This window comes from Streptomyces sp. NPDC090021 (assembly GCF_044748225.1).
In the GTDB taxonomy this organism is placed as follows: domain Bacteria; phylum Actinomycetota; class Actinomycetes; order Streptomycetales; family Streptomycetaceae; genus Streptomyces.
The window spans coordinates 164,153-187,950 of sequence record NZ_JBIVFO010000012.1; the positions used below are offsets into that span (position 1 = coordinate 164,153).

The 23,798-nt window shown below is 70.0% G+C and carries 21 protein-coding genes and 1 pseudogene; 18 read left to right on the top strand and 4 right to left on the bottom strand.

What is annotated here, in order from left to right; translation table 11 throughout:
* Positions 1-489 precede the first annotated feature (489 nt).
* On the bottom strand, positions 490-1,884 hold the full coding sequence (locus tag ACIPXC_RS12325; RefSeq protein WP_401616129.1) for a hypothetical protein: 1,395 nt from the start codon (positions 1,882-1,884) through the stop codon (positions 490-492).
* Positions 1,885-2,190: 306 nt separating this feature from the next.
* Positions 2,191-2,400, bottom strand: a complete 210-nt coding sequence (locus ACIPXC_RS12330; protein ID WP_401616130.1) for a hypothetical protein — start codon at positions 2,398-2,400, stop codon at positions 2,191-2,193.
* 114 nt (positions 2,401-2,514) lie between these two features.
* On the opposite strand from ACIPXC_RS12330, the gene ACIPXC_RS12335 reads away from it, so the two are divergent.
* The 13 genes and pseudogenes from ACIPXC_RS12335 to ACIPXC_RS12395 all read left to right on the top strand — a co-directional run bounded on the left by ACIPXC_RS12335 (position 2,515) and on the right by ACIPXC_RS12395 (position 12,919).
* Complete coding sequence (locus ACIPXC_RS12335) at positions 2,515-3,183, top strand: helix-turn-helix domain-containing protein (protein ID WP_401616132.1); 669 nt, start codon at positions 2,515-2,517, stop codon at positions 3,181-3,183.
* Positions 3,180-4,271: an integrase gene (locus tag ACIPXC_RS12340; RefSeq protein ID WP_401616134.1), complete on the top strand. Its 1,092-nt coding sequence runs from the start codon at positions 3,180-3,182 to the stop codon at positions 4,269-4,271. The genes ACIPXC_RS12335 and ACIPXC_RS12340 overlap by 4 nt, the downstream gene beginning before the upstream one ends.
* A gap of 311 nt (positions 4,272-4,582) precedes the next feature.
* Entirely contained in the window at positions 4,583-5,242 is a 660-nt protein-coding gene (locus tag ACIPXC_RS12345; RefSeq protein WP_401616136.1) for a hypothetical protein, read from the top strand.
* A 41-nt stretch (positions 5,243-5,283) separates the two neighbouring features.
* Positions 5,284-5,856, top strand: coding sequence for a hypothetical protein (locus ACIPXC_RS12350; RefSeq protein WP_401616137.1), 573 nt, complete (start codon positions 5,284-5,286; stop codon positions 5,854-5,856).
* Between the two features lie 280 nt (positions 5,857-6,136).
* Positions 6,137-6,424: pseudogene (locus ACIPXC_RS12355) on the top strand (HNH endonuclease); the annotation flags it as partial.
* A 462-nt stretch (positions 6,425-6,886) separates the two neighbouring features.
* Positions 6,887-7,114, top strand: coding sequence for a hypothetical protein (locus tag ACIPXC_RS12360; RefSeq protein WP_076046435.1), 228 nt, complete (start codon positions 6,887-6,889; stop codon positions 7,112-7,114).
* Positions 7,111-7,686, top strand: a complete 576-nt coding sequence (locus tag ACIPXC_RS12365) for a sigma-70 family RNA polymerase sigma factor (protein WP_401616139.1) — start codon at positions 7,111-7,113, stop codon at positions 7,684-7,686. Before ACIPXC_RS12360 ends, ACIPXC_RS12365 begins: the two co-directional genes overlap by 4 nt.
* Positions 7,687-7,691: 5 nt before the next feature.
* Positions 7,692-9,356 (top strand): IclR family transcriptional regulator, encoded by a 1,665-nt coding sequence (locus ACIPXC_RS12370; protein WP_401616177.1) that lies wholly within the window; start codon positions 7,692-7,694, stop codon positions 9,354-9,356.
* A 370-nt stretch (positions 9,357-9,726) separates the two neighbouring features.
* Complete coding sequence (locus ACIPXC_RS12375) at positions 9,727-10,347, top strand: hypothetical protein (protein ID WP_401616141.1); 621 nt, start codon at positions 9,727-9,729, stop codon at positions 10,345-10,347.
* Positions 10,348-10,508: 161 nt separating this feature from the next.
* Positions 10,509-11,069: a hypothetical protein gene (locus ACIPXC_RS12380; protein WP_401616143.1), complete on the top strand. Its 561-nt coding sequence runs from the start codon at positions 10,509-10,511 to the stop codon at positions 11,067-11,069.
* Positions 11,070-11,252: 183 nt separating this feature from the next.
* Complete coding sequence (locus ACIPXC_RS12385; RefSeq protein WP_401616145.1) at positions 11,253-11,561, top strand: DUF6247 family protein; 309 nt, start codon at positions 11,253-11,255, stop codon at positions 11,559-11,561.
* 341 nt (positions 11,562-11,902) lie between these two features.
* Complete coding sequence (locus tag ACIPXC_RS12390) at positions 11,903-12,112, top strand: hypothetical protein (RefSeq protein ID WP_401616147.1); 210 nt, start codon at positions 11,903-11,905, stop codon at positions 12,110-12,112.
* A 603-nt stretch (positions 12,113-12,715) separates the two neighbouring features.
* Positions 12,716-12,919: a hypothetical protein gene (locus tag ACIPXC_RS12395; RefSeq protein WP_401616149.1), complete on the top strand. Its 204-nt coding sequence runs from the start codon at positions 12,716-12,718 to the stop codon at positions 12,917-12,919.
* Between the two features lie 560 nt (positions 12,920-13,479).
* Here the strand turns inward: ACIPXC_RS12395 and ACIPXC_RS12400 are convergent.
* Entirely contained in the window at positions 13,480-13,965 is a 486-nt protein-coding gene (locus ACIPXC_RS12400; protein ID WP_401616151.1) for a hypothetical protein, read from the bottom strand.
* 143 nt (positions 13,966-14,108) lie between these two features.
* Positions 14,109-14,435, bottom strand: a complete 327-nt coding sequence (locus tag ACIPXC_RS12405; RefSeq protein ID WP_401616153.1) for a hypothetical protein — start codon at positions 14,433-14,435, stop codon at positions 14,109-14,111.
* A gap of 429 nt (positions 14,436-14,864) precedes the next feature.
* Between ACIPXC_RS12405 and ACIPXC_RS12410 the strand changes: the two genes are divergently transcribed.
* The 5 genes from ACIPXC_RS12410 to ACIPXC_RS12430 all read left to right on the top strand — a co-directional run bounded on the left by ACIPXC_RS12410 (position 14,865) and on the right by ACIPXC_RS12430 (position 23,570).
* On the top strand, positions 14,865-15,827 hold the full coding sequence (locus ACIPXC_RS12410; protein ID WP_401616155.1) for a hypothetical protein: 963 nt from the start codon (positions 14,865-14,867) through the stop codon (positions 15,825-15,827).
* Between the two features lie 917 nt (positions 15,828-16,744).
* A complete protein-coding gene (locus ACIPXC_RS12415) occupies positions 16,745-19,873 on the top strand; it encodes a DnaB-like helicase C-terminal domain-containing protein (RefSeq protein ID WP_401616157.1) in 3,129 nt (1,042 codons plus the stop codon).
* A complete protein-coding gene (gene tpg / locus ACIPXC_RS12420) occupies positions 19,873-20,445 on the top strand; it encodes a telomere-protecting terminal protein Tpg (RefSeq protein WP_401616159.1) in 573 nt (190 codons plus the stop codon). Before ACIPXC_RS12415 ends, tpg begins: the two co-directional genes overlap by 1 nt.
* Positions 20,446-20,480: 35 nt before the next feature.
* Positions 20,481-22,784, top strand: a complete 2,304-nt coding sequence (locus ACIPXC_RS12425; RefSeq protein WP_401616161.1) for a DEAD/DEAH box helicase family protein — start codon at positions 20,481-20,483, stop codon at positions 22,782-22,784.
* A 135-nt stretch (positions 22,785-22,919) separates the two neighbouring features.
* Positions 22,920-23,570, top strand: coding sequence for a DUF3223 domain-containing protein (locus ACIPXC_RS12430; RefSeq protein ID WP_401616163.1), 651 nt, complete (start codon positions 22,920-22,922; stop codon positions 23,568-23,570).
* The last annotated feature ends 228 nt before the right edge of the window (positions 23,571-23,798 follow it).

Consider the following 23,798-nt stretch of genomic DNA (forward strand, 5'->3'; position numbering starts at 1 on the left):
AGCCACTTTTTTGGTCGGGTGTCTTCTGCCTCAAATGACAAGGCGACTTGCGGTTCTTGGGCGGCGAAATTCCATGATCGTGCGCATGGATGCTGGAATTCATACGGTACGAGATGTGATCGCCGAAGATGACGACTCTTTTGTAACCGCTAGTCGACTGGCGGAATGGGCGCAGCGTATACGGCCTGGACTTCGCGAGGGGGAAGTTGATTCCACGTCCGTGTGCCTAGTGTCTGGCCTGGCTCGGTCGACGGAATCTGATAACTTGATGGACTTCATTGACAGTTCAAGGTTTATGCAGATTCCGGAAGATGGACTTGAGGGGTCCGTTGATTCTTGGCTATACGTTCCTTACGCGCCCAGGATTGTGTAGCCAGAGACCGCGAGGTAACGGCTGGGAGTCAAGGGGTGCCGGGTCGTTGCTACAGTCGCGGGCGGGGCCCGGAGCTATTGAAGGTAGCTCCGGGCTCGCTGTACGTGCGGGACGGCTCAGGCGGTCGTCGCCGGCGGGGTGAGGAGCCCGAAGAAGGTCTTGCGGTCCTCGTCGCTCATCTTGCCGTCCATGGAGACGGCCGTGCGGAGGGTGCGGATGGTCTCCTCGGCGGGGATCTCCCACTTCCGGTGGGCCTCGCGCATGATGTCGCCGATGTAGTGGTGGGCGGACTCGGGGTGGTGGCGGATGAACCAGTCGAGCATCTCCGCGACCGGCCGCGAGACGTAGAGCATCCAGAGCTTCGCTTCGCCGGGTGAGCTCTCCGTGCGGTTGTCGCCGTTGCTGTCCATCTCGACGGCGTCGGCGAAGCTGTGGAGCACCGCGTCCACCACCGTGTGGCCCAGGAGGTCCGTGGGCAGGATGCGGCCCAGGCTGGCGGCGACGGTCCAGGCCAGCGCGTCCGAGACTTCGCGGACGGCGTCCTCGTTGCGGGCGCGCAGGATCCAGCGCTTGCGGACGTCCGGCCGCTCCCACAGGGTGCCGTGGAAGTCGGCGGCGAAGTGGTCGCGGACCTCGGCGGCGCCGCGGGAGAGCTCGTCGCGGTCACCGGCCGACATGACGCTGCGCACGCCCTCGTAGGAGCGTTGGCGCGCCTCCACCCAGTCGTCGGCCACCGCCCGCGCCCACTGGTCGCGCCCGCCGACCGTCGCCTGCGGCTGCGGCACCTCGCTGTTGCCGCGCGAGATGTAGGCCCGCAGGGTGGAGGCGGTGATGCCGCCGAGCTCCGCCATCTCCGGGACGCCCAGCAGCTGGGCGCCGGTCAGTTCGGGGCTGGCGAGGTCGACCACGCACCAGTCCAGCGGCAGCGCGCCCTCTCGTTCCTGGTGCAGCTGCGCCCACAGGGCGAGGTGGTCGCCCCAGTTCTCCGGCGCCGGCTCCTTGGGCTCGAAGGTGCGGATCTTGGCGATGTGGGCGCGGGCGGGTTCGGCGCGGCCGTCGAGCATATCGGAGGCGCTGACCGTGACGGCGGCCCGGGCCCGGCGGCGCTCGTAGTCCTGGGTGACGGGGTCCCAGACCTGTCCGGGCCGGTACCAGGTGGTGCCGTCCCACCAGTAGCCGCCGGCCCGGAAGAGCAGCTGGTCGCCGCTCCAGGTGCTGTGCAGGGGAGAGGTGTCGCCGTCGCGCATCAGCAGCACGGTCCGGCCGTGTTCGGGGTGGTAGCGCACCGACCAGCCCAGGGAGTGGTCGAGCGGGTCGGTGGTGAAGGCATACCAGGACCCGTTCTGCCGGTTGGTGTCGTAGCGGCCCCACATGCCGTCGGCCTTGTTGCGGCCGACGGCTTCGATGGCCGCGGGCCCCTCGTCGAGCGGGATGTGCGAGTCGTCGACGAACGGCAGTCCGGGCACCGGGTGGTCGGTGCGCACGCCGTTGGCGAGCGGATGGATGTGCATCAACCTGATTCCTCATCTCGCGTCAAGCGCTGCACATCTTGTGCAGCAGTCCGATGCATTCTTTATGCATCATCAGAAGCGGTTGGAAACACAGCACTTCCGGCCATCCTTCGGGCAGCGTGGCCGACGGGAGCGCCTGTATGGGTGCCGGAGCAGGGGTCGCATCGGATAAGCTCTCCTTATCCGACGCGACAAACCCGGACACCGGCAAGGAGGTTGGCGCGCATGCGAGGACACGGCGAAGGGCGCCGGACTCTGCGGTCCGACGCCCTGGTGTTCCTCGTCCGGCCGGCGGCCGTGCCCGGTTCAGGCGAGCAGGTGCAGCTTCTCCAGGATTTGGAAGGCGATCGGCACCGCGAGCCCGCCCGCCGCGCCCGCGGCCAAGAAGGCTGGCCCGGACGCCATCGAGACCGGGGCGGAGCGGGAGACGTGGTACGTCACGAACGCCACGAGCAGGCAGGCGGTGAGCGCGAACAGGACCCAGGCGGTGTCGGCGGACCCGGCGGCGATGAGCATCGGAACTCCCCAGGCATGGCGGCAGGGTGACGGCACGTCTGAGGACGCCTCATTGTCTCTAAGTGTAGAGACAATGGAGAGACAATGCGAACATCCAGCTCAAGGAGGCAACAGATGGCCGGACGGCCGCAGAAACCCGTTCCCGCCGACACGCCCGCGGCCCGCGCCGAACTGATCTATGCACTCAGGCAGCTGCTCGGGTCCCACCCATTGTCGCTCGAGCGGGTGGCGCAGCTGTCCGGCCTCGGTAAGTCGACGCTCTCTCACGCGCTCAGCGGGCATCGTCTTCCGACCAGGGAAACCGTCGAGCGACTCGTCGAGACGGTCGAACTGAACCCCGAGGCGCGGCAGAAGTTCATGGATCTGTGGCATCGGGCGGCCGTGGCCGAAGGGCGTGTTGTAGCTCCTCCACCCCCGCCCAGCCATCCGGTGGGTGCCCCGAATACCGACCTGACCGTGGTCCAGGACGGCAAGGTGTGGGTCTTCGAGGCCAAGCAGACGCCGACAGGCACCCCCGGCGCACAGAACATCCGCCTACTCAGGTCCTTGGTGTCCGACCCGGAACGCATGGCAGCGTTCATCGAAATGGCCCAGGCCCAATCGGCGCTGGACGAGGCCATGGACCGTCTGGAGGAGGCCACGGCCGACGTGGCCGAAGCCCGGGCCGCACTGCACGCGGCGACCAGCCGGGTTCGCGGTTCCATGCCCGCGGACGAGGAGGGGGGCCGGCGCGACCCCAACGCAGCCGTCCGGATCGCTGACGACATCCGGCCTGATCAGTGACGGGGGAGCCAACGGCTGCCCCAGGCGGCGGGGCCGACGAGCTGCTACCGGCCGCCGATCGCCTGCTGCTCATCGAGCAGTGGGCACGGCGCCACGGCGTCGACGCCGCCCGGCGGCTGGCCAAGGCCGAGGACCTCGCCGACGCGATCGCCGCGGCTATCGTCCCGGAGAACACCGTGGACACGTACGCGAAGTCGTGGCGGGTATGGACCCGGTTCTGCGCCGAGGCCGCCCTGCCCGAGCGGGAGGGGTCCCGCGGCGCGCTGGTGGCCTTCGTGGCCTGGATGCTGCGCGAGGGCCGGCAGAACGGGGCCGGCTACGCACCTGCCTCGGCCGACACCCATCTCGCCGCCGTCGTCATCGGCCTGCGCCAGCGCGGCTGCGCCGTGAGCGGCGACGATCAGGCCGCGGCCCGCAAGGCGCTGGCCGGGCTGGAGGTCAAACTCCTGCAGGCCGGCCAGCGGCGAGGCCGTGGCCAAGCGGTCGGCGCCGACATCGACGGGTTGTACGCCGTCGCCCGCTCCTGCCCCGACACTCTCACCGGCGACCGGGACAAGGCCCTCGTCCTCACCGGCTTCCACTACGCCTCCCGCGCCCAGGACCCCGCCGGCCTCCAGAGCGGCGACGTCACCCTGCACCCGCGCGGCCTGGTCGTCGCCGTTCTCACCGGCAAGACCAAACACTCTGTCCGCAACGCCAAGATCGGCTACGCGACGGACCCGGAGATCTGCCCGGTCCGCACCTACTCCGACTACCGCGAACGCCTGGTCGCCGAGCACGGACCGCGCTGGACCGACCCCTCCACCCCGGCCTTCGTCGGCATCGACCGGCACGGCCACATCACCGGCGGCCTAGTCCCCGACTCCGTCACCCGCGCCGTCAAGCGCATCTCCGCCCGCGCCGGCGTTCCGATCTCCTGGACCGGCCACTCGCTGCGCATCGGACTCGCCTCCACCGGACGCCAGAAGGGTAAGGACGCCATCGCCATCGCCGACCAGGGCGGCTGGGCCCGCCACTCCCGCTCCCTGCTCGGCTACATGCAGCGCGACGACGGCTGGGACGACAACGCCTCCGCCGGCCTGACCTGACGCTGCGCGGGCCCGGAGGCGGCAAGGGGCCGGAAATCTCTCTGGGTGAATTTGCGCCACCCTGTGAACTTATCAAGGTTCCGAATTTTGAAACGGTCATTATGTTTCGTCAAGAAGTGGACATTCTGGCTTGGATTCGACCTGTGAATTGAGGTGCCTATGAGGTTTCTGTGTGACCTGAGGCACAGTCAATTGGTCTTCGTTGACGGCTGTGTGACGCGATGAACAAGATCTGTGGGTCATCGAATGCGGGTCGTGGAACTGACCAGTCCAGGATCTGCATTCTTCAGTCCCGATACAGGGGGAACGTCATGAAGTATTCGGTTGACGGGTCGAATCGGCGCCAAATCGGCACGCTCATCGCCGGTGTGGCGATGGCCGGCACGCTGGCTGCGACGCTGGGGTCGGGAGTCTCCTACGCCGCCAGTGGGGCCCCGTTAGGAGTTCCCGCCAGCGCTGTCTCGGCGGACGGCAAGTTCTTCACGCCGGGCCCGAACACGGTGGTGAAGAGGAACGCGGCTCCCGCCGACGGCGGCACGATGTCGGTCGAGTCCGTATCTCCTGTCACCCCGGGGCCGGCAGGTACGTCGGACTACTACACGATCAAGAACGCGCACTGGATCGCCCAGTCCTGCGGGACCGAGCTGATCCAGCAGACGAGCGGTCAGGGCAAGACCACCCTGGTTCTCTCGGTCGACAAGAGCGTCGCCGCCACTGTCACCAAGGAGATCAACGTCGACCTGAAGTACATCTCGGCCGGCATGGGCTGGAGCGTCACCAGCAGCTTCGGAGTCAAGAACGAGACGCGCTACGAGGTGCCGGCAGGCAAGTGGGGGACCGTGCAGGCCTTCCCCCTCTACGACGTGTTCGAGGGTGACGCCCACCACGGCGTGGGCGGCGGCCTGCCCACGGGTAAGAGGGTCTGGGCGTACAAGCCCGTAGGCGTCTGCTTCAATCAGTGGACGTCGTAAAGAAATTCCTGGCATTACTACATGAGTGAGGTGCAGCCCCGATGGCTCGAATTGCGAAAACTCTAGTCGTTGGGGCTGCATTCCTGTTACTGCTCACGGCCTGCGACGGGGCAGACTCCCGAGCTGACTCCCCTTCGAGCGATTCCCGGCGTGTACCGCTGTCAGATCTGGAATCAATCTCGATCGCGGATGACCCGCTGGCCGACAGCGGCGGAGCCGTAAGGATCCTCTCCGAAGTAAAGTATGAGCGCGGCCGCCTTATCGCATACGTGAAAAGCGAATCCTGCGGAATCGTCGCCACATCGACGCACGACGCCCAGGAGGAGAAAATCGTGCTCTCATCGGAGTGGCCTCGAGGTGACGAGGGCAGCAACACCCTCCCTGCGGGCCCCTACAACAGCGCCTCCGGTGCAGGCGGCACAAACACCTGGGCGTCCCTGCTGTGCGGCAAGAACGCCATGGTGATCGAGTACTCTGCGGGCCAAGCCGGAGGACCCGGGCAGAGCCGCGGGCAGACCGCCGTCGGGCAGGTCCCCGGCCAGCCCAAAACCTCGCGGATCATCGTGGCCGCCCCCGACACGCGCGACGAGATCCAACGGCAGCCTGCGGGCTGAGGAGCGCCTTCAGGGCCAGGCGCCGCCTCTCCTGCGGGGCCTCGCACTGGCGCCGCCGGCGCGACGACTTCTCCGACTCGACGGCGGCACGAAGGCCGAGGTGGCGGCCTGGCTCCACGCTCACGGCGCGATCGCCGTATCTGCCGAGCTGCCTTCGCTGTCTTGGGCGTTGCCGACGGCAACGCCCACACCGAGCTGCTGCTGCACCGGTTCTTGCTCGAGGGAACAGGTACTGGGGCCCGCCCGGAATGCCGCTCGGTTCGAGTAGCGCTCTCCGCCAGCTGGAGCGGCGGAATGGACGCCCGCGCGGTGGGAGGCGTACGCGAACGACCAGGGTCAGCCCGCCTCGCTGGTGGCGGTGACGGCCCGCTCGAACAGGAGCAAGGCGGATCAGGACCCGGCCGAGTGGCTGCCTCCGTCGGCGGATGCGCTGTGCCGGTACGGCGCGGAGTGGACTGCGACGAAGCTCCGCTGGGGCCTGGCGGTGGACGAGGCGGAGCGGGACCGGCTGCTGGACATCGCGGCCGGCTGCGGCGGCACCGACGTGGAGTTCACCCCCGCCCCGTAGGCGGTGTGCGGCACGCGTGCAGGGCTCTCACCCGTCCGGGGTGGGGGCCCTTCGTCGGTTGATGCCCCCGTCTGGCGTCATGCCCTGGGCGGGTCCTGATGGCCTGGGGTGTGCGGTGCGGGCCGGTGCCGGGGTGTGGCCGGGCTTCTCCTTGTGACCTGCCGGGCCCGCCCTGCGCCCTGATTCTTTCCGCTCTCCTGCCGGTTGCGGGCGTGCCGTGATCCGGGCCGGGAGGTGCTCTGGCCAGGAGGGTTTCCGCCGGGCGTGCGCCGGTGCGTGGGCCGCGCAGGGAAGCGGACTTGACCGCTCCGGAAAGTTTTCGAAAGTGCCCTGAACGTTTGGGGGTTGTTTTCGCTTGGCTGATGAGTAGGAGCCGGTTTTCGGGCCGGGTCCTGGCTGCCGGACCCGGGGGGTGGCACGGCTGTCTGTCTACTTCATTTGCTTGGAAGGACTCCGTTCGACGTGAACAGCACCGAGCCCCTCGTCCTCGCGCTGATAGCCGCGACTGCTGTGCGGGTGTTCGCGCCCGACGTGGTGAGAGGTCTGCGGCGCCTGCTGGGCGCCGGTGTCCGGGTCGGCGCGGCGGAGCTGTCCGCGAGCCGCCCCGTGTACGGCCCCGCGGCCCGTCAGCAGGAGATCCCGTCCGCCGGCCTGGACGGGCCTGGGGAACAGCCGTGGGGGAGCTCATGACCGACGCCGAGTACGACCCCTTCGGGGAACAGGCCGTCTCCAGCGAGCTCGCCGGAGTCATGCCGGTGGACTTCGTCGCCTTCCACTCGCAGAACCATGTGGCCTACCTCGAGTACGCCCACCTGGAACTCGGCGGTGAAGCCGCCCCGGTGGTGGTGGAGGACGTGTTCACCTTCCTCCTCGCAGTGTGGCCCGACGCCCTGCAGGAAGCCAACCTCCAGGCGTTCGCCTGGGCCCAGCTGCGCGAGCACGTCGAGCGCTACCGCGCCCGCCAAGTCGTCCCCGTCGCCCTGGTGGACACCGCCCGCTACGCGGCCCTGCGCCGCGGCTCACGCCGGAGGCTGGAGCTCATCGAGTCCCGCTCGGGTGTGTACGAGGCGATCGCGGAGCTGCCCGACCGGCACTACGACGTGGTGCTGCTGACCTACCTGATGGGGCTGGAGACCCCGCAGGTGGCGCAGCGGATGGGTATCGCTGTGGGGACGGTCCGCTCCCACCTGCATACGGCCCGCCGCATGCTCGCAAAGAAGATCGGAATCGACTTGAATCCCGGAGAGGAGAAAGACCTGTGAATGACATGATCCGCAACGATGCGGACGCCGGCAGCGAACTGGACGAGGCTCTCCAGGACACCCAAGTCTTCACCGACGAGTACGCCTTCTACGACGAGGACGCCGCCCGCCGCCGCATCGCCCACCGCATCGCCGCCGCCCGCACCAGCCGCGCCCTGACCGCCCCGAGGGCCTCGGACGCCACCTTGGCGCTGCCGGCCGCGGCCCGGCCCGGCAGCCCGGCCGACCGCAAGCACGTCCTGGACGCGGCCTCCAACGTCAGGGCCGCGCGCACCCTGGACACCATGGCCCGCGCCTTGGTCGACAGCCCCTCCTTCACCCGCATCGCCCTCGACGCCGAAGCCTGGCCCCACAGCCAGCCCTCCGCACTCCTCTATGCGAGCCTCCTGCACCTGTCCGGGCGGATGGAGGCCGCCCAGTTCTGGTTCCAGTACGCCGCCGGCGCCGGATCCGACACCGCCGCCCGCGCCCTCTACCTCCTGCACCTCTCCCGAGCGGAGATCACCACCGCTCACCACTGGCGCAACCAGCCCCAAGGCACCGGCCCCGACGCGCGCGAAGAACTGCCGCCCCTGCCGTCCCTCGATACCGTCGAGGACACCCTTCACGCCTCCATCATCTGGGCCTCCCCACCCGTCTCCACCACCGAGATCACCCCCACCCCGCCCGCCGAACCCCTCCTGCGCAACCTCCCCACCCCCATCCGCCACGCCCTCGACGCCACCGCACCTGAGGACCACGAAGAACTCGGCGACATCTACACCCCCACCCCCCGCCTGGCCTCCGCCCTGGCCCGCTGCGCACGCCTGGACCCCGCAGGCCTTGCCGCGGAAGCCAAGCCCGGCGCCCGCCTGGCCAGGCGCTCCAAGCGGCAGCAGCCCGTCAACACCCACCTGGAATCCGCGCAGCGGGCCCTGCGCGTCCTGGAGGTCATCCACCGCCACCCCGAAGGGGTGTCCCGGACACAGATCGCCCGGGAGACCGGACTGCCCCAGCTCTACCTCGCCCACGCCATCGAACACCTGGTCCGCACCCAGCTCGCCACCCCCATCGCCCCGCGCGTCTACGCCGCCGGCACCTCCCTCAAGCTCGCCGAGAACGGCCGCAGCGGCGGCGCCCTGCTGCGCGAGACACTCGCGTTCCTGCGCGACGCGGTCGGCGCCGCCGTCTACGTGGCCAGCTACACCGACGGCGAGGTCTCCATCACCCAGTACGCCGACAGCCCCACCGCCCCCGCCGTCCACGAATGGGTCGACTTCCGCGAAGCCGCCCACGCCTCCGCCGTCGGCAAAGCCCTCCTCGCCCAGCTCCACCCCGACGATCGCCGCGAACACCTCGACCGCCACCGCATGGAGGCCTTCACCCCCCACACGATCACCAACCCCCAGGTCCTCTTCACCGAACTCGACACCCGCCCCCCGGGTGAACCGCTCCTGGACCTGCAGGAGTACGCACTCGGCACCGTGTGCGCCGCCGTCCCCATCCCGACGGGCACCGAGCCGGAATGCGTGGCTCTCTCCCTGCCCACCCCCGACCCCCACAAGCTCCAGCAGGCCGCCCGCGTCCTGCGCAACGAAGCCATCGCCGTCCTCCTGGCCCTCCTCGTCGGCGGAACCACCCCCACCCCACCCCGCGAGACCACAGCTCCCCATGCAGTGATCCACCGATAGCCGCCTGCGGGCGCCGCCTCGCCGCGGGCACCTCGGCACGAAGCCAGAGGGGGGGAGGCCGTTCGCCGGCGCCGGACGCGCTGTGCCGGTACGGCGCCGAGTGGACCGCGACGAAACCCCGCTGGGGCCTCGCGGTCGACGAGGCCGAGAAGGACCGGCTGTTCGACATCGCGGCCGGCTGCGGCGGCACGGACGTGGAGTTCACCCCCCGCCCCGTAGAACACCCCCGTAGGCCAGGGCCGCCACCTCGACAGGTGGCGGCCCTTCGCCGTGCCCCACAGCCGCTCGCGACCGCCGGGTGCCCGGGCGGGCCCAACGGGGTGCGCTGTTGGGCCCGCCCGGGTGTAGGCGGTGGCGCGGGAGGGGCAGGGTGACGGGCGGGAACGTGCCGGAGGGCGGTGTGCTGGTGGAGTGGGACTGGTGGACGGTGGAGTTCGGGGACGCACACGCGGGTGCGGTCGGTGTCCTCGTCGGTGGCGACGAGCCGGGGCCGGCGTACTTCGACGTCGGGAGCGGCTCGGACGTGCCCTCCACGACGCACTGGTCGGCCTACGACGGCCAGGGCGGCCGCCCGCGGGCCGAGGCGCTCCGGGCGGGGTGCGCATGCGGATGGCGAGGCGCCGCCGAGTACCCGCTGGACTGGGACACGGTCGGCGACCGGCCCCTGTACGAGGCGGACATCGACCTGGTCGGACCGCTCGCGGACTGGAATGCCCACCTGTCCCTCGTCCGCGACACCGCCGAACCGCTGCCCGAGCCCCTCGCCGAGCTCCTGGTCCAGCTCACCGAGCAGCTGACCACCACGACCGCGGACGCACCACTGGCCGCGCTGCGCGCTGTCGGGATGCTGGAGCGGATCACCGCCCGTGTCGGGCGGGAGGCGGCGGGCGCTCTGGCGGACGACGGGGTGTCCGCCGAGACGGTGGCCGCCGTGCTCGGGACCACCCGCTCCAAGGCCTTGATGTTGCTCCTGACCGCGCAGAACAGGTAGCTGCACAGCCTTTGGTCTGCACCCCTCATGCATGGTCGTGGCGGCGGGCTGAGCGTGGATCGTGGGGGTGGGTCCTTCTCGGCGTGCCGTGACGGAGGCGCGGGCATGATGGTTGGCCTTCGGGTCCGAGCGAGGTGGTCACTGGAGTGAGGGGAGATGTGATGGACGCGGCTTGGGTGGGCCTGCTTGCGGCGACGGTCGGCGTCGGCGGCACGCTGGGATCGGCTTGGCTGACACAGCGTCGCAACGACGCTGCCCGACGCGAGGAGTGGGACCGGCTGGAGCGGTCCCGTCTTGCCGATCGTGCCGACCAGCGCGCCCAGGAGCGCCTGGCAGTTCGAACTGCTGCGTACACGGCATTCAATGCCACGACCCGGAACTATCTCGCGTACCTCAACGATCACGTTCATGCACTGCAACGCGGTGGGGTCGAAACGGACGATGGATTCGGCGCGCTGGAGACTGCACGCAAGGAGTTTCGGCAAATCTATGCTGAGGCCCAGTTGATCGTGCCGGATACGGTGCTGACGGAATTGCGGCAGGTCCACCTGGGCACGGCCCAGGCATACGCCATACTCTCTCGCCTGTCCCGTGGCACCGCGGAGGATGGCGACGGCATCGGCACAGCACAGGACAGCATCAACCATTGTTGGGACGTGCTGTTCCAGGTGCGTGCGACGATGCGGGCGGACCTGAACGTGACAGGGCCGCTACGCGAGTAGGGCACCGTATGCCAAGCCAGTACGTGAATGGCCAGGCCGGAGGAGTGCTCACCTTTTCCTTCCGCCCGCTGCTGCGCCCGCGGCACGTCAGCAGGCGGGCGGGCTGCGGCATTCGTCCGAACCTCCCCGGCCCGGGCCACCGCGTTCTAGCGTGGCGGATAGCACCCCGCCGAGGAGGAGCCGATGAGCGCCCAGCCCGACCACACCCCCGCCACCCCGTATGCGCCTGCGCCGGGGGCGCCGGCCGAATTCCTCGCGCAGTTGCGGGCTGATCGGCGGGCGGAGCGGTGGGTGCCGGCGTTCGAGGCGGAGTGGGCGGCGGCTTTGGAGGAGTCGCGCCGGACGTTCTCCCTGACCACTCTCTACGAGGTCGTGCACGTGTGGCAGGCCCGTCTCGTGTCTGCCCCGGCGGTGGATGCGTTCGTGGCCTCCGGTCGCGATGACGCCGGGTTCGTGGACATGGCCGAGCTCCGCGGCCGGCGGCGCCGGTGAACCTGCAGCCGTACGCGGTCCCGCCTCTCGACGCCGGCCGCGAAGGTCCTCGCCGAACTCCCCGAGCACGCTGAAGACACGGTCTGGGACCTGCTCGACGCTGCCGCGGCCGACCCGTGGGGGTACCGCCAGTGGGACGCCTCCGACCCCGAGGGCGAGGACGTCCGCATCGCGTCCGCCGGCCAGCTGTCCGTCGTCTACTTCGGCAACCGCATGCTGCGGCACCTGTCCGTCCTGGACATCGTCTGGCTCGGCTAGAACCCAAGGCGGTTCATTCGCCAAGGACGAATGCAGCACGCTTGCGCGACCCTCCTCCCGGACGGAAAGGTCGACGGGTGTTCATGTTCCGGAAGTTGTCGCCGAAGGACGAGGGCGACACCTGCGTCGCAGCGTCCACGGCGGCCGGGAAGGCGCAGCACGCCGGGGAGATCATCGAGTCCGGCAAGAAGGTGGGCGGCGTCGCGTACGCCCGTGGCTTCATGACCGAGAACATCGAGGTCGGTCAGCGTCCCGGCCGACCTTGCCCGGTGGACGCGGTGTCGGAACAGTAGTCACGTCGCCTCTTCTCCAGCTCGACGGCCTGCCGTACCAGGCAGGGGCGCAACCCACCTGAACATCGCGGGCTGCGTGCCCAGCCGCCGTGGGCGATCTACAAGAAGTCCGAGGTCCTCGTGGGTGGCGGGGTCTGCTGCGCGAACATCACCGAGCAGGTGCATGGCGCGCGCGTCCTGCGAGCAGATCGCTGAAACGGCCTTCCGCTGTTGAACGGGACCTGTTCACGCACGTCGGGCGCCTGGTGACCGTGACGCCTACGCCGGAATGGGTCACCATCCGAGGCGAAGAAGGTGAAGCTCGAAGACACGTTCCGCGTCTGTGCGAGGTACTGGTGGACGGTCCGCCGTGCCAGGGGATTTCAGCAGGTCGGGCCGGGCTCAAGACCTCACACACGGATGAGCCAGGCGCCGGATCCCGGTTCTTCGGCGTGTCTGCGCAGTGCGCGACCGTACCGCCGCGGGCCCCGAATCTGTCAGCACGGCCAGATAGTCTGGCTGTACTCCATCTGGAGGCTCGTGCAGCTTCTGGGGAACCGGGTTTTGACGGACCGTCGCCCCGGCTCCCTAGTTGCAGCGCGGCGGTCCTGATTGGGGGGCTCCATGCCGGAGAGCGACAAGCCGACGTCCAACGGTTCCGAGGACGAAGGCCGACCGCCTGTCCGGGGTGAGAGCCGCACCACCGTTCGCGAGATCCTGCTCGCCGGTGTCGTCCAGGCCTTCATGGCCGGCGTCGCCAACGAGACCGCGCACTGGTTGTTCCGGTGCCTGGTGTGGCAGTACGAGACGCTCGTCAGCCACCTGTAAAACGCGACGCGCCCCCTGGTGGTGAGAGACCAGGAGGCGCGAGGTGCGGGGTTCCACCCGCGGCGGTCTCTGTCCAAGGTTCAGGCCGGGCAGAGGCCGCCGTACCGCGTGACATCAGTCTGTCGCGCGCCACTGACAACGCTCAGAAACCTGGCTGCCGCAGCTGCGTGAGGCACTCACGTCACCGACTTCCACCGTAGCGCACCGCCTCTATTGGACTACCTGAGACCCCGCTCGGAGGTACATCAGCGCAAGCGGCGCGCGCAGCCCCTGAAGCACCTCCGTGAGTCGACTCACGGAGCTCAAGAGCAACTTCTTCGACGGCGTTCGAGGAGGGCTATCTGGTGCGGATCGTGTGCACGACGCTGCGTCACGTAAGTGCACTTACGCAGGTCCGCCGAGACGCTCCTGCTCTGTCGTCACAGGAGCCCCTGGCTCCCGCCGTGGCCGGGTGACGGTGGTGGATCGGGCGGGAAGATGGTCGCCCTTGTGCTGGGGGCGGGTGGTCGGCGGGGTGCTGGTTGATGTGGGGTCCGACCGTGTGGTGGCTGGTGAGGGGGTCAGGTTCGGGTGGCGGTGAAGTTCATTTCTCCCTTGACGCCTGTGGTGTGGATGGTGCCGGTCAGTGCGACGACGCGGCTGGTGAGGTTGCAGGCCACGCCGGTGGTGCGGCCGGGCATGCCGGTGTAGGTGGGGAAGTTAATCCGGCCCTGGTTGAGGGGGTTCACGCGGAGCTGGAAGTTGCCGGTGACGGAGGTGGTCTCGGCGTCGGAGATCTTGATCTCGATGTTGAGGAGGGAGGAGTTCGGTGAGACCGGGGTGAGGGTGATGTCGCGGTCGGCGAAGCCGGGCTCGGTGATGGTGATCTTCCCCTTGAAGGGGGCGTCGGCGACGACGGTGCCGGTGAAGTCGGAGACCTTGGTGCCGCAGGGGGCCGGGGCGGCGGCCGCGGCGGGCGCGGCGGCGAAGCCGCCCAGGGCTCCGGTCAGGGCCAGGGCGAGCAGGGCGGCGGGCAGGGCATGGCGGCGCGCGGGGATGGCGTGCATGGCTCTCCTCGACGGAGGTGGGGGACGGGTGGGGGAATCCCGTCGGGCACGCTACGTTCCGTAACCCAATGATCGGATGATCGACACACAGGGTGTTGGTGGATCACCTGCCGGGCCCAGTGGACCCGGCGGGTGAGGCGGGGTCAGTTGAAGACGACCGACCGGACCTTGACGTTGTCCCCGAGCTTCTTGCCGGGGTTCATCACGATGTAGTCGTCGCCGTCGCAGTCGAACTCGGTGAACACGGTTGCTGTCGAGGCGGTGAGGTTTTGCGGGGCGGAGCCCGGGGTTTCCGCCGTTGTCTCGGGGAGGTTGACGCATTCCTCGCTGGCGGGGTCGAGCAGCAACTGGGTGGTGCCGGTGCTGGTCTTGTAGTGGAACTCCCCGGTTGCGGCGGACGCGGAGTTTGGGAGGGCCAGCAGGAGGGTGAAAGCGCCGAGGGCGGCGACGGCGGCGTTACGCAGATGCACCAGATCGATCCTGTCTGTCGGGTGGAGCGGACATATGCGCCACCACGCTGGCAACGTCGACCTGCCCAGCCGTGCACAACCGCACGGAGAATCGTTCCCGCATCACCCGGGCAGACGCCCGGCCACACACCGGGCTTCCGGCACCCCTGGCGTCGTGGGCGCGTGAGGTGCCGGCACCCTGGGTGACTCCGCTCGGCCCGTCGGCCCAGCTGCCCTTTCGCCTGCCGGTGACGGGCGGGACCCCTCGGCCTTGTGTATGGCAGCTCTACCGCCCGGCCGCCCCGTGGTGCCTGGAGGCCGCCGGTGTCGGGGTGAGGCTCGGTTGGCGGCGGCTTGACCGCGCGGCACGGCGGTGTTGTCAGACCCACTCCCTACGATCTGCGGCCCTCTGGCACGGGGCGTGCCGGCAGGATCGGAAAGGGACTGACCATGACCAAGACGACTCCGACCAGCACCACATCTGACCTGCGGAAACTAGTGGACGAGATCCCTCTAATGGCGGACACGAGGGGCCTGAACCCGCTGGCCGCGGTGCCCGAACCAGGGGGCTCCCACGTCCTTCTTGAGGAGGACCTGGTCAACGCCGAGGACTTCATCGCCCTCGCCCACAGGTGTGGCGCCCGAGTCCTCTACTACGACCACGACGTTTTCAACGCCGAGGACTTCGTTCTCCTGAGCGACGCCAATCCCCTTGCCGACGGGCCCACAGCAGAAGAGCAGCTCACCCCGGAAGCCGCCCGACAGCTCCGGAAGCTGCGCAGGGCCGCCTCACGCCACGCAAGTCACGTCACCGTAGTGGTCATGTGCTTCATGACCGAGGGCCTGCCCCACATGTGGATCGCACGAGCCGCCTGGCACACCGAGCTGACCGCCGAGCGCGACCTCTTCCTCGCCGAACACGAATGCGCTCAGGAAATCCGCCAGGACGACGAGAACGCCCTCAAGGCCGCGGAACAACAGCGCATGGCCGCAGACCTCGCAGAAAACCCTGAGTTCCGCGCCGCTACCAAGCACACCCACCACCACGACATCGCAGCCACCGCCTATCCCGCCCCGGACACCACGGACACCGACGAACTCAGGGCACATCAACGGCTGGTCCGCGGAGCCACCCGGGACGCGATCGAACTCGTCGACGCCGCAGCACACCGTCTCTACACCGCCCTTGGACGCGACCTCGACGCCCTCGCCCAAGAGATCGCAGTCGCCGGCATTACCCAGGGCGCCACAACGGTCAAGGCACGCACGCTCGTGGTCAGTGACTACCTGCTGACCAAGACCGACGGCTACCCACCGCCCGGACGCTTCATCGACCGGCTCATGATCCACGTCCAGAAGCGCCAGCAACCCACTCGGCGGGCTCCGCTGGCCGAACCGCTCCCGCTGGGCTGAACCCGGGCTGGCCCCGGCGTCCCCCTAAAACGGTGACACCAGGGCCGCCACCCTCCACGGCACGCCGGGCTGGGCAGGACGAGGGTGCCGGTGACGTCGCAGTCCTCGGCGGTCTCCTGGCGGTGGCGGCCGCGCACGCCCCGGCCGTGGTGCGTGACCGCGTTCAGCGGGCGGCGGATGCCTTCGAGCGGGCCGTCCGCGTCCCCCCGGCGTCCGCGCTCCCGGCGTCCGCGCCTTGGGAGGCCGAGCGCGGGCCGGCTGGCGGGCGTCGGCCTGTGCTCTGGAGCACGTCCCGCGCGCGGCCCGTGGGGGAGGCGCGGCGGTTGTTCTCACCCTGCCACGGGGTTCGGGATCCGTTTCTGGGCCTTTGCCCGAACGCCTGGCTGCCCCGCCAGTGCTACGCGCCGCGCCCAGGCCCTGCAGAGCACCGCCGCCGACCCGAGCCGCTGCACCGTGCCGTGGGGGCGTGTGTCCCGTCCACGGTGGCACCCTCACGTTCCGCGCGGACATCAGCTCCTGTGCATGGACCCCGGTTGCGTTGCCCTGAAGGAGCATCGTCACTCCCCGCCTCCTCTGCCGATCATCCAAGTTGTACCGCCACTCTGAGTTGAACTTGCTTGATCTTCTGCTGAGTTGATGTCGTAATGCTGCTTTGCGGTACGATTCTCTTGGGTTCGGTACGAAACTCTTGGATGGGGTTGGGAATGACTGCTCACGTGGCCGCGAATGCACCGGATGGAGGTCCCGGCGGGCGGACCATCGGTGTCCATCAGGCGCGTAGTGGGTGGTCCGAGCTGGTGGGACAGGCGAACAGTGGCCAGGCTGTCACTCTGACTCGTCAGGACGAGGTGGCGGTTCTCGCTCCGCTGGAGTGGCTGGAAGCTGCGGCTCCGGTGGCCCAGGCTGTGGAAACCCCTGTGAGCGATGCGCGGAACAAGCTCGGTGACCTGGTCAGCGGTGCCGCGAACGGCGTGCCCCAGGTGCTGACCCGTTACGGGCACCCGGTGGCGGTAATGCTGCCCGGCCCCGCCCTGTCGGTACGTCCCTCGCCCCCCGTTTCGGCTTCGTTCGAGCCGGTCGCGGTGAAAGGGAAGCGGCGGCTGGCGGCGGCCGCGGATGTCCTCGGCGCAGGAGCTGCCCTGCCACGGCTGACGTTCGGGCTGCCGGCGCTCGACGCGATCGTGCGGGGCATCAGCACCAGCCGTCTGACGCTGATCGCGGCAACCCCCGGTGCGGGCGGGAGCCTGCTCGCGGTGGCTGCCGCACGGCAGACGGCGCTGGCCGACGGCCGCGGCGTACTGTACGCGGCCTCGGGCCTGTCGAAGGCGGACGTGGTGGCCCGGGCAGTGGCCGCGCACGCAGGGGTCAGCTACCACGGCTGGCGTGCGGGCACACTGCCCGAGCCGGAGGCGGCCGCCGCGCGCCTGGCGGAAGCGGCGCTGCGCGAGCGGGACACACTGTTCATCGACGACGGCGCAGATCTGGACGCGGATGTGATCACCGAGGTTGCCACGGACTGGGGTAGCGCCACTCCGCTTGCGCTGGTGGTGGTGGACCGGCTCCAGCACATGCCCGATGAGCACCTCGCGCTCTCCGGAGAAGCGCTCACGGACTCGGTACGCCGGCTGTCCCGTCTGGCACGCCAGGCCCGGCTACCGGTCCTGGCGGTCGTTGACAGTGACGACCCTGGGCTGATCGCGCGGCTGGACGCCGACGTGACGCTGGCGCTGACCCGCATGGGTCAGGCGGCCCGGATCGACGTGAGTGAGCGGGGGATGGGCCGCCTCGCGTCGCTGGCCGTGGAGCCCGACATCCCCCGGGCCCGCTTCCTGCCGCTGCCCGGGCACATCGCCGATCGGCTGCTGCGCGAGGACGCCACCCCCGCCGTGATGTCTACCCCTGCGGAGCCCGCCCCCGCGGAGCCCATTGCCGGCGACATCCTTGCTGCTCCCGTCGTTGCGCCCGCGCCTGCTGAGCCCGACGACGAGGGCGGCCCTGCTCTGCCGGAGGGGCCCGTGGTGAGTAGCGGGGAGCTCCAGCCGCACCCGCCGGTCACCGCGGCGCTCCCGGCCTCAACAGGGCACGCGGTCACCCCACGGCCAGGAAGCTGGCCCGCTGCCGTCACCGAGGCCGCCGCAGCCAGCGCTCTGGCCCGCGAGACCGGCGCGGGCAGTGCACCGGTCACCGGGGCCGGTGACGTGCCCGCCGACGACACCCCGACGGACGACCAGGAGCTGGTCCCCGACGAGGAAACCAGCGGGCGCGCGTTCGAGTACGGGCCGTTCGCGGTCATCGACGGCAACCGGCGCGCCCACCTCTCCAGCGGGAAGGTGATCCCCTGCTCGGCGACGAGTATCCGTGAGCTGGTGACCTGGGCCGCCGATCGGCCCTTCGGCACGCCCCGTCTGCACCCCAGCGGTCGTGACGGCGACCCGCTGATCGTGCTGACGGCCGAGGCCGTGCGGGCGCTGGGGCTGCCCGACCGTGAGGACGGTGAGGACCGGGCCCTGCCCGTCGACCACCCGGTCATCGCCGAGCTGGCCGCGCACGGCTGGGAGATGCCGCAGCGGGGCAGCAAGCCCTGGTTCTCCGCCTGGGTACGCCTTTTCCAGCGCGTCTCGTCCGGCCGGCGGTCGGTGCAGCTGGCCATCCTGCCCTGGGGGGCTCTCACCACCGGGGGCTGGCCGCTGCCCGTCGACAGGGAAACGCGCCGCCCCTCCTCCGCGGTGGCCGAAGTGGTCCGCTTCCTGCGCGTCTACAGCGACCGGCTCATGACGCCGGTCTCGACCACGGCCGTGACCGGCCAGGAACTGATGAGCGCCCTGCGTCCGCGTACCCGCGCCTGGCGGGACGAGAACACCGGCAAGGTCCGCGCGAAGTGGCTGGAGGGCGCCCTGCACCTGCCCGTGGACCCCGCACCGCCGGAGGCCACGAAGGACCACCCCCTGGCCGAGGGCCGCGACGAGAGGGACCCGGCCCAGACCCTGAACGAGGAGGCCCTGAAGTGGTGGCGCATGCCCACCGACCAGGAGCGTGAGATGGAGTTCGTCGTCGGCCTCGACACGATGATGGCGTTCTTCGCCGCCTGCAACTCCACCCCCATGGGAACCTGCGCCCCCTACGAGGTGCAGCGTCCCGTCTTCGACAAGAAGGTTCCCGGCAGCTGGCTGGAGGACCTCTCCGGCGTCGAGACGGACCCGCTGCTGCCCAACCCGTTCACCCCGGACGGGGCGCGCCCCACCGGACCGGCCTGGTACGAGACCCACACGATCGATCTGGCGGCCGAACTCGGCCACACCCCCCGCCCAGCCCTGGCCTACCTGCGCCCCAACGACGCCCAGGCCCGGAAGATGGGCATCGCCCCGCACCCGGACCGCTACGACGAGCGGCGTCGGGATGCCGGGCCCGTGCCGGCGTTCGGCAACGGCCCCTACCTCAAGCCCTGGTACGAGCACCTGAACGCCGCCTATATGGAGACCATGACCGCGCTGGGAGCGGTCACCCACGACGACGGCAGCCCCCTGTCGCCCCCTGAGTTCCTGCAGGCGATGGACCGCATCGGCAACGACCCCGTATTCCGGGCCGCGCATGCCACCGACCTGTTGGTTCTCAAGGCGATCAAGCAGACCGTGAAGGGCGCGATCGGGAAGTACCGGCAGGGTCCGCAGGACTACGGCCGCCGTGCCGAGGGCCTGAATGCGCGCTGGAGCAGTCTGGAGCGGCCCGACTGGCGGCCCGATCACCGCGCTGCGATCCTCGCCCGCTACCGGGCCGTCATGAACCGCAAGCTCATCAACACGGCCAGGGCTACCGGCGCCCGCCCGCTGGCCGTCAACACCGACTGCATCGTCTTCGCCTCACCCACCCCGGACATCGGCTGGCTGACCGGCCACAAGGGAGGCTTCACCATCGGTGCCAACCCGGGCCGCGTGAAGCTGGAGGGCGTCCAGCCCATGGACTGGTACCTGCAGGTGGCCGCGCTCAACAAGAATCCGGCGAGCCGTGTCAAGGACGGCCGCACCGACGCCGCTCTGGGAGGCAAGTGATGTCCGCAACCCCCGTACTGGACGCCCTGTGGGCCATCCACCGCACCGAGCGCGACAAGCTTGCGGCCGTTCCCCAGCGCGGCATGCCGAAAAGCCCCCAGGCCCAGGTTGCCTTCCTCCATCGCCGCCTCGGCCGCAGCACCGCCCGCGTCGCCCGGCTCCTGGGCGTGCACCCCGAGACGGTGCGCCGCTATCTGCGCGGCCAGCGCCGCAACCCGCCCGCCGCGTTCGCCGACCGCCTGCACCAGCAGGTCGCGGCCCGCTTCCGCTCCCGCCTCGCACGCAAGACCGACGACGCCATGCGCCGCCGGGGACTGCGCGCCTACATCACCGCCACCTTCACCTTCGAAAGTGCCTCCGCCGGCACCAGCGACGACGGCCGCGAACGCCGCCTGGACGAGGACCTGACCGCCTCGGAGACCCAGCGGCTCCTGGCCGCCCGCGACGCGGGCGATGAGAAAGGCGCCCTCCAGATCGTCGGACAGGGTGTCGCGGAGGCCTACTTCGGCCTGCGCGGCAGCGGCATGGACGTCGATCTCCGCGACCTGGTCCACATCAAATTCGAACTCTGACCCGTGCCCCGGCCCGCCGGACGAAAGACCACCCCATGATGCGCCCGCCCGCCCGCCACACCCTGCGCCGTGACCAGCGCACCGCCGTGAACGCCTCCGTCACCGCCGTCACCGACGGCGGCCGCGCCACCGTCGTCATGCCCTGCGGCTGCGGCAAGACCCTGGTCGCCGCCCGCACCGCCGAACACCTCGCCCACAGCGGCCACGTCCGGCGCACCGTGGTCATGGTCCCCACCCTCGACCTGCTCGTGCAGACCGTACGGGTCTGGCAGGAACAGAACGACCATCACGGCGCCCTCCTGGCGGTGTGCAGCCCGAGGGCCGACCTCGATGAGATCGGCATCCCGCAGACCACCGACCCGGCCGAGCTCGCCGCCCTCCTGGACGGCCTCGACCACTACACGGTCTTCGCCACCTACGCCTCCCTGGCCGCCGGAGAGGACAAGCAGGGTGCCCTCCTCACCGCACACGCCGCCCGCACCCTGCCGGCCTGGGACCTGCTGATCGCGGACGAGGCCCACCGCACCTCCGGCAGCATCAACAAGGCCTGGGCCGCCGTCCACGACGACACCAAGGTCCCCGCCCGCCGCCGCCTCTACTACACCGCCACCCCCCGGATCTGGGAGTCCGACCCCTCCTACAGCGAACCCCTCCGCCCCGGCGAAAGCGGACTGTGCGTCGCCGTATCCATGGACGACCCCGACACCTACGGGCCAACCGTCTACCGGATGGAACTGAGCGAGGCGATCTCCGCAGGCCTGGTCTGCGACTACCGCATCGTCATGGTCGTCGTCGAACACCCCGGCCTGCAGCACCAGCTGCGCCGCACCCGCAACGCCACCGACCAGGACACCGCCGCACTGATCAGCCTGTCCACCGCCCTGCTCAAGACCGCCGCCCGCTACCCCGGCGGTCAGGCCGGTAAGTGGATCAGCTTCCACCAGCGCGTCAAAGACGCCCAGGCCTTCACCGACACCTTCCTCGAGACCGCCGCAGCCCTCACCGGCGAAACCACCCCCGGCCCCCACGCCGACCAGGACACCGAGGACGTGCCGCTGGTCCCCGCCACCCTGCGCGCGGACACCGTCCACATGGACCACCCCGACCGCGTCACCCTCCTCGACAACCTCACCGGCCCCCAGCCCCTCACCGACGACGGCCGCCCCAGCCACCTCACCCTCGTCTCCAACTGCCGACTCCTGGGCGAAGGATGGGACTCCACCAGCGTCGACGTCTGCTTCGCCGCACCCCGCACCGACGTCGTCGGCATCGTCCAGGCCCTCGGCCGCGCCCTGCGCCCCCGCCCCGACGGCTCGAAAGCCACCCTCCTCGTCCCCCTCTACCTCGCCCCCGGCGAAGACCCCCAGGACCTGCTCAACTACCGCTACTACAAGCCCCTCTACGACATCCTCCTCGCCCTGCGCGCCCACGACCGCCGCATCAGCGACCGCCTGCCCACCACCCAACTCACCGAGACCAAACCCACCCCTCCGGCCGCCGCCGGTGCCGGCTCCGCACCCGAGGACGGGGAGACGAAAGTGCCGGTGGTGGAGCTCCCCGAGCAGCAGACGGCCACCCCGCCCTTCGGCGACGGCCCCGGCACCCCCGAGATCATCGGCCCCGACGGCATCGTCCTGACCCCCCGGGAAGTCGCCCAGGTCATCAAACTCCACGTCACCCGCCCCTCCGGCGTCACCGCCGACTGGGCCATCGGAGCGGCCGCCGCCGCCGACTTCCACAACGAACACGGCCACCTGGCCCCACCCCGCACCCTTCCCGGCCAGGGCACCGACCCCCGCTTCCTCGAACTGCCCGCCTGGCTCGACGCCCAACGCTCCGCCCGCCGCTCCGGCGAGCTCAAGCCCTGGCAGACCGACTTCCTCGACGACATCGGCATGGTCTGGGAGCCCCGCAGCGAAACCCGCCAACTCCTGATCACCTACGCCCGCCAGACCGCCGCCGAGTTCGGAGGCCTCGCGGTCTCCTCCGGCTACACCACCCCCGACGGCCGCCCCTTCGGCCGCGACCTCAACAACCTGCGCCGACGCGCCGCCAACATCGCCCCCGACACCGACCCCACCACCGAGGACCAGAAGGGCTTCGCCGACCTCCTCGACGCCCTCTTCGAACTCGACCCCTGGTGGAACCCGCCCTGGGACCTCGCCTGGCAACGCCACTACCAGCAGGCCCACCTCCGCCACACCCGCGGCGAGAAACTCACCCAGCCCGCAGACACCCGCACCTACCGCCAATGGCTGCGCAACCCCGGCACCGACCTCACCCCCGACCAGTACGACCTGCTGCGCGCCATCGACAGCACGCCGGCCGAAGTCCGCTGAGCCGAGGCGCCCCATGACGACGCGTCATCCAGGCACAGGGGAATAGATGCCCGAAATGGGGTGTTATGGCGGTAATGACTCGTGTTCGTCGCCGCCCAGGGGCGGAGGACGGACCACTGCAGAAGGGAACCGTCAGTGCCAGAGTTCTTGATAGGGCAGCGCAAGTACCGGACCAAGGAAGACGCCAAGAAGGCCGTCCGCGCAGTACTGCGCGGGTACCCGGTGGGCAGCACGGTGGACGACCCCGAACACCACCAGCTCCTTCTGGACCTCCTCCACATGCACCCCGAGGCGGCAGTCAAGATCGGCCCCGGTGTGGAGGCCTTCGCCATCGCGCCCCCTCTCTGGGGCCCGCACCCTGGCTTTCAGGTGATCCAGACCGACGGAACCCCCAACGACTTCTCCTATCGGGACTGCTTTAAACCGCGCACCTACCGCCAGCAGGTCCTCAACGTGATGCGCGACGAGGTCAAGCAGACCAGCACCGACTACTTCGAAGCACGCCGAGCCGCCGACACGCTGATCTCGGACCTCTCAGGACAGCCCCTCGCGAGCACGGACACCGCCGTGTCCTACTTCCAGGGGCCGTCGTTCAACGCGATCGCCGAGGAGTTCGCCGAGTCCCTCGGCGGATGGGAGACCATCGAACTGACCTCCTCGGCGGAGCAGGGCCTGGGCAGGCTCGTGGACCGCGACCTGGCCGAGCGCTGGTTCATCCACCACAAGGAACGCGCGGTCCTGGGGCTGCTGACGAAGCAGGAAAGCCTCCGCCTTCCTCGCAGATAGTCCCCGTCCGGCAGCCGACGCGCTTGCACCCGAACGCCGAACGCGACGACTCACCAACGCCAGACCACGGAACAAGCCATCGGGGATTCCCGAGTCACGTGGGGGGGGGCGGGGGGGGGGCCCCCCCCCCGGGCCCCCCCCCCCAGGGGGGGGGGGCCCCGCGCCCCGGGGGGGGGGGGGGCGCCCCCCCCCCCTCGGGCGCGGGGGGGGGTGGGGGCCCGGGTTTTG

Coding starts and splice junctions, on each gene's coding strand:
- ACIPXC_RS12395 (WP_401616149.1), top strand. CDS start 12,716: ATGCCGGAGAGCGACAAGCCGACGTCCAACGGTTCCGAGGACGAAGGC.
- ACIPXC_RS12400 (WP_401616151.1), bottom strand. CDS start 13,965: ATGCACGCCATCCCCGCGCGCCGCCATGCCCTGCCCGCCGCCCTGCTC.
- ACIPXC_RS12335 (WP_401616132.1), top strand. CDS start 2,515: ATGGCCGGACGGCCGCAGAAACCCGTTCCCGCCGACACGCCCGCGGCC.
- ACIPXC_RS12325 (WP_401616129.1), bottom strand. CDS start 1,884: ATGCACATCCATCCGCTCGCCAACGGCGTGCGCACCGACCACCCGGTG.
- ACIPXC_RS12380 (WP_401616143.1), top strand. CDS start 10,509: ATGGACGCGGCTTGGGTGGGCCTGCTTGCGGCGACGGTCGGCGTCGGC.
- tpg (WP_401616159.1), top strand. CDS start 19,873: ATGTCCGCAACCCCCGTACTGGACGCCCTGTGGGCCATCCACCGCACC.
- ACIPXC_RS12390 (WP_401616147.1), top strand. CDS start 11,903: ATGTTCCGGAAGTTGTCGCCGAAGGACGAGGGCGACACCTGCGTCGCA.
- ACIPXC_RS12425 (WP_401616161.1), top strand. CDS start 20,481: ATGATGCGCCCGCCCGCCCGCCACACCCTGCGCCGTGACCAGCGCACC.
- ACIPXC_RS12345 (WP_401616136.1), top strand. CDS start 4,583: ATGAAGTATTCGGTTGACGGGTCGAATCGGCGCCAAATCGGCACGCTC.
- ACIPXC_RS12365 (WP_401616139.1), top strand. CDS start 7,111: ATGACCGACGCCGAGTACGACCCCTTCGGGGAACAGGCCGTCTCCAGC.
- ACIPXC_RS12350 (WP_401616137.1), top strand. CDS start 5,284: ATGGCTCGAATTGCGAAAACTCTAGTCGTTGGGGCTGCATTCCTGTTA.
- ACIPXC_RS12330 (WP_401616130.1), bottom strand. CDS start 2,400: ATGCTCATCGCCGCCGGGTCCGCCGACACCGCCTGGGTCCTGTTCGCG.
- ACIPXC_RS12385 (WP_401616145.1), top strand. CDS start 11,253: ATGAGCGCCCAGCCCGACCACACCCCCGCCACCCCGTATGCGCCTGCG.
- ACIPXC_RS12410 (WP_401616155.1), top strand. CDS start 14,865: ATGACCAAGACGACTCCGACCAGCACCACATCTGACCTGCGGAAACTA.
- ACIPXC_RS12370 (WP_401616177.1), top strand. CDS start 7,692: ATGATCCGCAACGATGCGGACGCCGGCAGCGAACTGGACGAGGCTCTC.